This is a genomic window from Acinetobacter sp. Marseille-Q1618, from assembly GCF_902809855.1.
Classification (GTDB): domain Bacteria; phylum Pseudomonadota; class Gammaproteobacteria; order Pseudomonadales; family Moraxellaceae; genus Acinetobacter.
In genome coordinates this window covers 1,045,458-1,056,491 of sequence record NZ_CADDWJ010000002.1, presented here as the reverse complement: position 1 = coordinate 1,056,491, position 11,034 = coordinate 1,045,458, and the positions used below count along the sequence as shown (strand labels likewise).

The 11,034-nt window shown below is 41.4% G+C and carries 11 protein-coding genes and 5 tRNA genes; all 16 read right to left on the bottom strand.

What is annotated here, in order from left to right:
* Nucleotides 1-67 precede the first annotated feature (67 nt).
* A complete protein-coding gene (rplL, locus tag HUS24_RS12180; protein ID WP_065993999.1) occupies nucleotides 68-439 on the bottom strand; it encodes a 50S ribosomal protein L7/L12 in 372 nt (123 codons plus the stop codon).
* A gap of 48 nt (nucleotides 440-487) precedes the next feature.
* Entirely contained in the window at nucleotides 488-994 is a 507-nt protein-coding gene (gene rplJ / locus HUS24_RS12175) for a 50S ribosomal protein L10 (protein ID WP_065993998.1), read from the bottom strand.
* Nucleotides 995-1,304: 310 nt separating this feature from the next.
* A complete protein-coding gene (gene rplA / locus HUS24_RS12170; protein WP_173912247.1) occupies nucleotides 1,305-2,000 on the bottom strand; it encodes a 50S ribosomal protein L1 in 696 nt (231 codons plus the stop codon).
* A gap of 3 nt (nucleotides 2,001-2,003) precedes the next feature.
* Nucleotides 2,004-2,432 (bottom strand): 50S ribosomal protein L11, encoded by a 429-nt coding sequence (gene rplK / locus HUS24_RS12165; protein WP_004868049.1) that lies wholly within the window; start codon nucleotides 2,430-2,432, stop codon nucleotides 2,004-2,006.
* A gap of 117 nt (nucleotides 2,433-2,549) precedes the next feature.
* On the bottom strand, nucleotides 2,550-3,083 hold the full coding sequence (nusG, locus tag HUS24_RS12160) for a transcription termination/antitermination protein NusG (protein ID WP_065993996.1): 534 nt from the start codon (nucleotides 3,081-3,083) through the stop codon (nucleotides 2,550-2,552).
* 7 nt (nucleotides 3,084-3,090) lie between these two features.
* Nucleotides 3,091-3,531 carry a preprotein translocase subunit SecE gene (gene secE, locus HUS24_RS12155; protein WP_173912246.1) on the bottom strand — a complete coding sequence of 147 codons (441 nt, stop codon included), beginning with the start codon at nucleotides 3,529-3,531 and terminating at the stop codon, nucleotides 3,091-3,093.
* Between the two features lie 76 nt (nucleotides 3,532-3,607).
* A tRNA-Trp gene (locus tag HUS24_RS12150) sits at nucleotides 3,608-3,683 on the bottom strand.
* A gap of 45 nt (nucleotides 3,684-3,728) precedes the next feature.
* Nucleotides 3,729-4,919, bottom strand: coding sequence for an elongation factor Tu (gene tuf / locus HUS24_RS12145; protein ID WP_173912245.1), 1,191 nt, complete (start codon nucleotides 4,917-4,919; stop codon nucleotides 3,729-3,731).
* A 148-nt stretch (nucleotides 4,920-5,067) separates the two neighbouring features.
* Nucleotides 5,068-5,142: transfer RNA gene (locus HUS24_RS12140), tRNA-Thr, on the bottom strand.
* Nucleotides 5,143-5,155: 13 nt separating this feature from the next.
* Nucleotides 5,156-5,231, bottom strand: a tRNA-Gly gene (locus HUS24_RS12135).
* Nucleotides 5,232-5,266: 35 nt separating this feature from the next.
* Nucleotides 5,267-5,350 (bottom strand) — tRNA-Tyr (locus HUS24_RS12130).
* 55 nt (nucleotides 5,351-5,405) lie between these two features.
* Nucleotides 5,406-5,481, bottom strand: a tRNA-Thr gene (locus HUS24_RS12125).
* Nucleotides 5,482-5,578: 97 nt separating this feature from the next.
* Nucleotides 5,579-7,072 carry an anthranilate synthase component I gene (gene trpE, locus HUS24_RS12120; protein WP_173912244.1) on the bottom strand — a complete coding sequence of 498 codons (1,494 nt, stop codon included), beginning with the start codon at nucleotides 7,070-7,072 and terminating at the stop codon, nucleotides 5,579-5,581.
* A gap of 147 nt (nucleotides 7,073-7,219) precedes the next feature.
* A complete protein-coding gene (locus tag HUS24_RS12115; RefSeq protein ID WP_173912243.1) occupies nucleotides 7,220-7,888 on the bottom strand; it encodes an HAD-IA family hydrolase in 669 nt (222 codons plus the stop codon).
* A gap of 74 nt (nucleotides 7,889-7,962) precedes the next feature.
* On the bottom strand, nucleotides 7,963-8,667 hold the full coding sequence (locus tag HUS24_RS12110) for an FHA domain-containing protein (protein WP_173912242.1): 705 nt from the start codon (nucleotides 8,665-8,667) through the stop codon (nucleotides 7,963-7,965).
* Nucleotides 8,668-8,793: 126 nt separating this feature from the next.
* Complete coding sequence (gene gspD / locus HUS24_RS12105; protein WP_173912241.1) at nucleotides 8,794-11,034, bottom strand: type II secretion system secretin GspD; 2,241 nt, start codon at nucleotides 11,032-11,034, stop codon at nucleotides 8,794-8,796.

The window sequence follows — 11,034 nt, the reverse complement described above, 5'->3', positions numbered from 1 at the left end:
GCTGATAGCCCAAGAGCTATCAGCCAATTTGTGGAGTCGATTTTTAAATAATCGACTCCCTAAGCGATTACTTAAGTTTAACTTCAGCACCAGCTTCTTCAAGTTTTTTCTTAAGTTCTTCAGCTTCTTCTTTAGAAACGCCTTCTTTGATTGCAGAAGGAGCGCCTTCAACAAGATCTTTAGCTTCTTTAAGACCAAGACCAGTTGCTTCACGAACTGCTTTAATTACAGCAACTTTGTTAGCACCGAAGCTAGCAAGTTCAACTGTGAATTCTGATTGCTCTTCAGCAGCAGCAGCACCAGCACCTGGAGCAGCAGCTACAGCCACAGCAGCAGCAGATACATTGAATTTTTCTTCGAAAGCAGAAATTAATTCAACAAGTTCAAGAACAGTTTTTTCAGCAACTGCGTTTAGGATTTCTTCGTTAGTTAAAGCCATGAGAGTAACTCCAAATGGATATTGAATGGTGTGTAAAAATGTTTAAGCTTATGCAGCTTCTGACTCGTTTTTCTCTTTGAGCGCTGTAATAAGGCGACCCAATTTCGAAATAGGAGCTTGAAGAACGTTTGCAAGCATAGTAAGCGCTTTTTCTTGGTTTGGAAGATTCGCAATCACGCTAACTTCAGCACCTTGATAAACTTTGCCGTCAAATGCAGCAGCTTTAAGTTCAAATGCTTTGTTCGTTTTAGCGAATTCTTCAAACAAGCGTGCGGCTGCACCCATGTCGTCTTCAGAAGTCGAGAAAGCTAAGATTGTTGGACCAACAAGGTTATCACTCAAGATATTGAACTGAGTGTCTTGAAGCGCACGTTTTGCCAAAGTATTACGTACAACACGTGTAGCAACACCAAGTTTACGCGCTTCAACACGAAGAGCAGTTAATTGCTCAACAGTTAAGCCTTGATAGTCAGCAACAACAGCAGCATACGCAGTTGAAGCAACTTCAGTTACTTCCGCTACGATCTGTTTTTTGTCTTCGATAAGAAGAGCCATTGTAAAACCTCCTAACGGTGATTTATGCACCTACAAAAGATGCACTCCCAATTCGTAAATCTTTCGATTTACACGCGGAGGAGGAACAAATCACACCACCGCGTCTACTCAGACTGGACTTTTAAGAAGTCACTTCGAAAAGCGACCTCGCCTGAGGTCTTTGACGCTGATAAATATTTATTTATCAATTCAAAGTTCGCCTAAGTTCGCAAGTTTTCCGAAATCGATTTTCTTGCGTAAAAATCAAAGCAACGCTTTGATTTTTACTCAGGGCTTTAAAATTCTTTTATATCGTCAAATAAGCCAAAACTTATTTAGAAACGTTTTGTACATCAACTGTAAGACCAGGACCCATCGTTGAGCTCAAAGTGATCTTTTGAATGTAGATACCTTTAGAAGTTGCAGGTTTTGCTTTCTTAAGGTCAGCAACAAGTGCTTCAACGTTTGAACGAACAGCTTCAGCAGTAAAACCTACTTGACCGATCGCAGCATGGATGATACCCGCTTTGTCTACACGGTAACGTGCTTGACCAGCTTTCGCATTTTTAACAGCGTTCGCTACGTCAGGAGTTACAGTACCCACTTTAGGGTTTGGCATTAAGCCACGTGGACCAAGAATCGTACCTAATTTACCCACAACACGCATTGCGTCAGGAGCAGCAATGACTACGTCGAAATCAAGGTTACCCGCTTGGATGCTTTCAGCAAGATCATCAAAACCAACAACGTCCGCACCTTCAGCTTTTGCAGCTTCAGCTGCAGCGCCTTGTGCAAATACAGCAACACGTACAGTTTTACCCGTACCTGCAGGAAGTGTAGTCGCACCACGAACAACTTGGTCAGATTTACGAGGATCAACACCTAGATTTACAGCAATATCCAAAGACTCTTTAAATTTTACTGCAGGAAGGCCGTTAAGAACTGCAACTGCTTCTTCCAAAGTGTAAACTTTGTTTGCTTCAATAGCAGCAACAATGGCTTTTTGACGTTTAGTTAACTTTGCCATGTCTTATAGCTCCACTTCCAAGCCCATAGAACGTGCAGAACCAGCGATGGTACGAACACGTGCGTCTAAATCAGCACCAGTTAAATCTGGTTCTTTAGTAGTCGCAATTTCTTCCAATTGAGCACGAGTCAACTTACCAACTTTGGTTTTGTTCGGTACAGCTGAACCTTTTTGGATACCAGCAGCTTTCTTAAGAAGAATCGCAGCAGGTGGAGTTTTCATGATGAATGTGAACGACTTATCGTTGTACACAGTGATCACGACTGGAATTGGTAGCCCAGCTTCAACTTTTTGTGTCGCAGCATTGAATTCTTTACAGAATGCCATGATGTTCACACCACGTTGACCTAGTGCAGGACCAATCGGTGGAGATGGATTCGCTTTACCAGCTGGAACTTGCAGCTTGATATAGCCGTCAATCTTCTTAGCCATTATCTATTACCTCTGGGTAGTAACGCCGTTAGGCTCCCCATTTTATTCACACAACAAACAACTTGCTGCGATAATAACAATGCCCGATTAAATTGGGCGCTTTGCAACCACCGAGGATTAAATTGTTTTTTCGACTTGGCGAAATTCCAATTCAACTTGCGTTGGTCGATTAAACACGTTAATCGTTAAGGTTAAACGTGATTTATCGTAAATAACTTCTTCCACCACACCCTTAAAGTCTGTGAATGGACCGTCAATAACCAATAATTCTTCGCCTGGCTCAAACATCGTCTTAGGACGTGGTGCCTCACCAGTATTGCGTACACGTGCAAGAATCGCATCAGCTTCTTTTTGCGTAATCGGTGCAGGTTTTTCTGCTGTACCGCCAATGAAACCCAATACTTTTGGACATTCTTTCACGATATGCCAAGTTTCATCATTCATTTCCATTTCAACTAATACATAGCCTGGAAAGAATTTACGCTCTGATTTACGTTTCTTACCATCCTTCATTTCCACTACTTCTTCAGTAGGGACAAGGACTTCACCAAAGCTATCAGCAACAGCGCTACGCTGGATTCGATCATTAAGTGAACGCATCACTTGTTTTTCATAACCAGAATAGGCATGAATAATGTACCAACGTTTCATAGCTCTCTTACCCGATAATAAACTTCATAAACCAACCAATGATGTAGTCAAAACACCACAGAATGATTGCAGCAACTACTACTACCAGCAGGACTTGCCATGAAGTTGTGACTGTTTCATGTTTCGTAGGCCAAGTCACTCGACGTAATTCTAATCGAGCATCTTTCAACAAACGAACAAAGCCTTTGCCTTGATGGGTGGCGTATAATAAACCTAAAGCCACTACGATACAAGCTATAATCACCCCAATACGCACCCAAATACTATTTGCTGGTGCCCAATACGCTGGTAAAAACTGATTTACCAACATTGCACCGACCAATAATACCAATGCGATAATCCATAACACCACATCAAATGGTGTACCAGAACTGACTACTTCAGCAGGGTTATTTCTTTGAGGAATTGGCGCGCCGCCCATTGCGTCACGCGATTTATCATTCGACATTCTTTTACTCGTCGTAGGATTCGCGACTTATTATATGACCAGATCAGTCGGCATCAAGCTTTTTATTTAAAAAATATGGCAGGTCAGGAGGGACTCGAACCCCCAACATTCGGTTTTGGAGACCGACGCTCTACCAATTGAACTACTGACCTATAATACAAACCGAGAATCGCAACCCTCGGTTTGAGCTACAACAATTATGCAGTAACTTTAGAAACTACACCAGCACCTACTGTACGACCACCTTCACGGATCGCAAAACGTAGACCTGGGTCCATTGCGATTGGGTGGATCAATTCTACTGACATTTCAACGTTGTCACCTGGCATTACCATTTCAACGCCTTCTTTCAACTGGATCGCACCAGTTACGTCAGTTGTACGGAAATAGAATTGTGGACGGTAACCGTTAAGGAATGGTGTATGGCGACCACCTTCGTCTTTAGAAAGTACATATACTTCTGCGTCGAATTTAGTGTGTGGTTTGATTGAACCAGGTTTAGCCAATACTTGACCACGTTGTACGTCTTCACGCTTAGTACCACGTAGAAGAATACCACAGTTCTCACCCGCACGACCTTCGTCAAGAAGTTTACGGAACATTTCAACGCCAGTTACAGTTGTTTTAACTGTGTCTTTGATACCTACGATTTCAACTTCTTCGCCTACTTTCACGATACCTGATTCAACACGACCAGTTACTACTGTACCACGACCAGAGATTGAGAATACGTCTTCGATTGGCATTAAGAATGCTTTATCGATTGCACGTTCTGGTTCTGGGATGTAAGTGTCAAGTGCTTCAACAAGTTGAAGAACAGCTGGAACACCGTATTGACCATCTTCACCGTTAAGTGCAGCTAAAGCTGAACCACGGATTACTGGTGTGTCATCGCCTGGGAAGTCATAAGTAGAAAGAAGTTCACGAACTTCCATTTCAACCAATTCGATTAACTCTTCGTCATCAACGATGTCACATTTGTTTAAGAAAACAAGAATGTAAGGTACACCTACTTGGCGAGAAAGAAGGATGTGTTCACGAGTTTGTGGCATAGGACCATCAGTCGCTGAACATACAAGGATCGCACCGTCCATTTGCGCAGCACCAGTGATCATGTTTTTAACATAATCGGCGTGTCCTGGGCAGTCTACGTGAGCATAGTGACGGATTGGAGAATCGTATTCTACGTGAGAAGTATTAATTGTAATACCACGTGCTTTTTCTTCTGGCGCTGAGTCAATTGCAGCGTAGTCTTTTGCTTCACCACCGAAAGTTTTTGCACATACAGTTGCAATCGCAGCAGTTAAAGTTGTTTTACCATGGTCAACGTGACCGATTGTGCCCACGTTTACGTGTGGCTTATTACGTTCAAACTTAGCCTTAGCCATGTTTATTTTCCTCGTTTACGTCGAACACAGTTCTAAATACAACCCATCGACATATTGTCTAAAAACCAGACACCCAATACTTGAAAAGCAGACTAATAAGCCTGCTTTTTAAAAATTTTTGTAGATTTTAATCTACTAAACTGTAATCTGGAGCTCTTATCGAGATTTGAACTCGAGACCTCTCCCTTACCAAGGGAGTGCTCTACCACTGAGCTATAAGAGCAATCTTCTTCGATTGGAGCGGGAGACGAGGGTCGAACTCGCGACATGTAGCTTGGAAGGCTACCGCTCTACCAACTGAGCTACTCCCGCTTAATGTTGGTATAAACCACTTCAATCAAAGTTAATGGTGGTGAGGGAAGGATTCGAACCTTCGAAACTTTCGTGGCAGAGTTACAGTCTGCTCCCTTTGACCGCTCGGGAACCTCACCAATTACACTTACTTTCAGTGTTGAACCTTTACTACTTTATCACAAAACTTTAAGATGGTGCCGGCACACGGATTCGAACTGTGGACCTACTGATTACAAGTCAGTTGCTCTACCAACTGAGCTATGCCGGCGTTTCTTTTGTTTCGTACGTTTCGTATCGGAACGGTGTGCAGTTTAGCAAAAACAAAAATCCTTGCAAGTGTTTTTTTAAAAAAAATTGCGAAAAACCTATAAAATCAATCCATTTGATGATAATTCAACCGCTTTGATCACTGCGCGAGCTTTTATTTGGGTTTCATTCCACTCAGATTCGGGATTTGAGTCATAAACTAAGCCCGCTCCAGCCTGCACATAGACCTTATTTTCACGAATCACACAGGTGCGAATCGCAATCGACATGTCCATTTCACCATGCCAGCCTAAATAACCAACAGCACCACCAAAAATTCCACGTTTTACGGGTTCAACTTCGTCAATAATTTCCATTGCACGGATTTTTGGTGCGCCAGAAAGTGTACCTGCGGGGAAAGTTGCTTTAAAAACATCCAAAGCATCCACATCATCTAATACTTCACCTTGCACATTCGAAACAATATGCATGACATGTGAATAACGTTCGATCACCATTTGATCAGTTACTTGGACTTTACCAATTTTTGAGACACGACCAACGTCATTGCGCCCTAAATCAATCAACATTAAATGTTCTGCAATTTCTTTTTCATCTGAAAGCAAGTCTTGTTCTAATGCCAAATCTTCTTCTTTGGTTTTTCCACGTGGGCGTGTACCTGCAAGCGGCCTTACTGTAGCAATACCACTTTCCAAACGAGATAAAATTTCTGGTGAGGAACCGACAATATGAAAAGGTTGATTATCTTCTAAGGTCTGCCCTTGTACTAAAAACAAATATGGTGATGGATTTAAATGACGCAATGCGCGATACACTTGTAAAGGCTCACCATCGAAGTCCGACACCATTCGATGTCCAGGCACAACTTGCATGACATCACCTGCACGAATGTATTCTTTAACCGTTTCAATTGACTCTAAGAATTTTTCTTTGCCCGTTAAGGATTCAAAATGCGGTGCTGTGTGTTTTTTTGCTTGCAGGCTAATCGGTGTTGCCAGTAAAGCTTCTAGCTCATCTAATTGTTGCTGTGCTTTTGTATATGCTTCTGCATCATGAACATCTGCATGCACAATTAAAAACAAAGTATCTTTTAAGTTATCAAACACGATCACTGTTTTTGACAGCATCATCCATAGGTCTGGTAAACCCACAGGATCAGCTTCAGGAACATTTTTTAGACGTGGCTCGATATAGCGTACTGAGTCATACCCAAAGTAACCCACCAAACCACCTGTAAACTGTGGCAATGCTGGCATTAAGTCATGTGACGGTACTTTAAATTGTGCTTGAAAATCTCGAATATATTGAAATGGGTCTGCGCATGCTTGTTGGCTCAATTCACCATTGGCATATTGAATAGTCAACTGACCTGCATTGCAAGAGAACACAGTTGATTCACCCAAGCCAATGATCGAGTAACGTGCCCAGTTTTCCCCACCCTCCACAGACTCGAATAAATATGCTTGCTGATGGTCTTTAAGTCGTGCAAAAACTGATAATGGTGTATCTGTATCTGCTAAACGCTGACGATAGACAGGAATTAAGTTATAGCCTGCTGCTTTTAATTGCTCAAATTGATTATATGTGGTCATCAGGAAATTCTCTTTTTCGATTTTACTAAGTTGATTGAAATATGGATCATTCTTAGTGTCGCCATCGAAAAACTTTTTTACTGTTCATTCCTCTTTCCTTTTCATCAATTTATTTTGCAGCTTATTTTTGCAGGGAGTCACACGCTTTTAAGCTAATAATTCCATCACATCATCAATCACTTGTTGTGGCTGACACAACTGAATATCTTCACCATGATTATAGCCATAGCTGAGAACAACACAATCAACCTGCGCACGGCGTGCAGCCTCTACATCATTGCTTGAATCACCGATCATTAAGGTTTTTTCAGCCGATGATTGATAGTGCGCTATACAGTAGTTCAACTGTATCGGATCAGGTTTACGTTGATCAAAACGATCTCCTCCAATCACATCTACAAAGTAGTGATCCATCTTTAATATTTCTAAAATTTTTCGTGCAGGCTGTTCAGGCTTATTGGTCACACAAATCAGTTTCTTATTATTTTGTATTCCCCATTGTAAAAATTCTAAAACGCCATGAAATGGCTGGGTATCCACACATGGATCAGCATTATAAATCTCTAAAAAAGTAGCCAATAATTGCTGCTGCAAATCAGGATCAACTTTCCCTTTTAAGTAGCGTAAAGTGCTTTCACAAAATAATGCAGTCCCTTTACCAATCCAAATACGCACTTGCGCTTCTGTGACTAAAGGCAGTCCTAAGCGCTCTAAACTCAGATTCATTGCTCGGTATAAGTCAAAGGCAGAGTCAACCAACGTGCCATCCAAATCAAATAAAATAAGTTCTCGTTGATCCAACTTTGCAACATTCATACTTTACATCCAATGATCACTGATAAAACAAAGGCATGCGATTGCATGCCTTGATTGTAAATCGAAAACAAGGCTTATTTAAAAAATAGCCAAGCCATCACTGCTAAAATAACCAAAGCAATGATGGTGATTAAACCGATTTTTGCATTTTTTTGCGTTTCAGCTTCTTTCTCTACACAAACATCAGGTGTTTTAATATCACATGCTTCTGGTGTGCTTGGCGCATGAATATCAACATCCTTCGGAATTGGCGCAGGTTTTGGTACACCGATATTGGTCGGCATACCATCACGAGATAATTGAACATTTTCATCTCGTGCAGAGAGCTCAGGCATACCTTGCTCATTCATTTGTTGTGCGGCTGTCTTTTCCACAACTTTTGGCTCAATTTCTGAAGTTGCAATTGCTTCTACAGGTTGTACAATTTCTTCTACAACGTCCGGCACAACCACAGGTGTCACCTGTTCAGTAGCAATCTCTGCTTGTACAGTAGGTGCATAGACATGAAATTTTAAACTAGCAAATTGAACAATATCATTGTCTTTTAATAGTTTTTGATCATCAACACGCATATCATTTACAAATGTGCCATTTGATGATTTTAAATCTTGAACCCAAAGTGCATCATCTTTTACTAAAAAAGCAGCATGTCGGCGAGAGACTTCAGCCGATTGCAATTGAATTTCTGCATCTTGATGACGACCCACTAACATATCTTTGTCAATGAGTAATTCTTTGCCTTCAAGTTCTGCGCTAATTGCCTTTAATTTCCAAGTCATGATGATCTTCTCATTCTGATTCAAAAACATATTAACATGTGAAATTCAGTTTTTAATAGTGCCCACCACCGTACATCACACTGAATCCCACATCATTTCTACATAAAAAATAAGTTAGGCTAGAATTTAATTCACCTTTTGCTGCTGAATTTGCGACTGATCTTCTGCCACAGGCGTTGTCACAGCTTGATTTTTACCACCAGAAGGTACTTGTTGATAATTTTGTGGCGTAGGCTGCACAATCTTCGGCTGAGTTTGTGAATTAGAGGTTAATGGCAAACGCTGTTGATAGACATCTTCAACATGAGCAGGCAGTTTGGCAAAATTTCCATCTTTATCCATTGCCAATTGCAAACCATACGCTTGATCATAACGTTGCTGCGTTAAACGACGCATATCGTTATTGTCATCCACGATGGTTGGGTGAATAAAAATCAATAAATTACGTTTTTTATTGTTGTTATTGTCTGATCTAAATAAACGCCCTAAACCCGGGATCGCCCCCAAGAAAGGTACAGACTGGCGACCTAATGTCGTGTCATCTGAAATTAAACCGCCCAAAACGACTGTTTGTCCATGATCCGCCAATACTGTGGTCTTAATCGCACGCTTACTAGTAACCAAATCTGCTGCTTGACCACGATTATTTTTAACATCAGAAACCTCTTGCTCAACCGCAAGACGCACCGAACCACCCTCACCAATTTGTGGCGTTACTTTTAAGGTAATCCCGACATCTTTACGTTCAATTGAGGTATAAGGGTTTGCAGTACCCCCCGTTGTACTCACCGAACCTGTAACAAAAGGAACATTTTCACCCACCACAATATAAGCTTCTTCGTTGTCCATAGTCACAATAGAAGGAGTAGATAACAAATTAGACTTGGTCTTTTCTTTTAAAGCTTGAATCATCGCACCATAGAGTTTGCGTGAGCCATTTGCACCTTCTTTGTAGTCGCCAAGCACTAAAGATGTTCCTGCACCACCTTTTCCATTATCTAGCAAAGCAGCCCCAATACCCGCAGCACCTCCGGCTGCATAGCCTGCTGCGAGCTTAGCCAAACTTGAGCCTGCATTAGAGAAGTTAATCAAGCCTACACCTGTACTTAAATCTCCCATCGCCCACTGCACACCGAGTTGATCAGTATCACTTCCTTCAATTTCTATAATCGCAGCCTCAATCAGAACTTGTTGACGGCGCGCATCCAACTGTTGAATTGCAGCATCAATTTCACGCATGAGTTGTGGCTCAGCTTTTACGATCAACGCGTTTTGGGTACTGTCCGCAATAATACTGACGCCATTGGCATTAAAACTACTGATATTGTTTTGGTTATTATTCGAAGAATTACTATTTAAATTAATTGATGAACCTGTAGCACTTGAACCACTACTAGATGTATTACTGATTGAAGAGCCACTACTACTGCTATTGGTTAAGCTACTCATTGAAGTATTGCTTGTGCCATTATTATTGTTAGTGCTGGAATTTACTGCTTGACCTGTGACCAAACCTTGTAAAATTTCAGATAAATTTTTTGCATTGGCATATTTTAATTTAAATACTTTTAATCCGCCTAAACGATCCGCTGAAGGCACATCCAACATCTCTACCATATGACGTAAGCGTTTACGTGAGGTTGGATCACCTTTTAAGATAATGCGATTGGTACGTTTATCCGCAATAATTCGCACTCGAGAACCTGCAAAATCTTTTGAAGCGCCTGTGGCTGCCATAGAATCGAGTAAAGTAATAATTTCCTCTGCTTGGCTAGACTGCAAAGTAATTGCTTCAATATCATTTTGTCCCGTACCATCTAAGTTACGGATAATGGTCTCAATTTGATAAATATTACTAGCACGATCTGAAACGATTAGGGCATTGGTACCTTGAATCGCTGCCATATGTGCAAACTGTGGCATTAAAGGACGTAGTGCAGGAATCAAATCATTGGGATTGGTATTTTCAAGCCAAATCACCCGTGTCACGATCTGATCGCCACGTGCATTATTACGTGGATCATACTGCACACTTGAGTTACGGATATTGCTGTCTGGAATCAAGCGAATGGTATTGCCTGAAGGCACAGCGACCACACCATTGACATTCAACACACCTAAAAATAAGTCATAGACTTCGTTTTTATTTAATGGCTTGTTTGAAATCACAGTCACATTACCACGCACACGAGGATCAACCGCAAAGTTCTTACCGGTGATGTCCGCAACTTCATTAATAAAAGCGGTTAAGTCCGCATCACGTAAGTTGATTTTCCACGTTTGTGCATAGCTTGCCGTACTGATAACCGTCATTAAAGGAGCAGCAGCCACGAGAGCCCAGACTGGTCGATGATTCAAAAAAGCCAT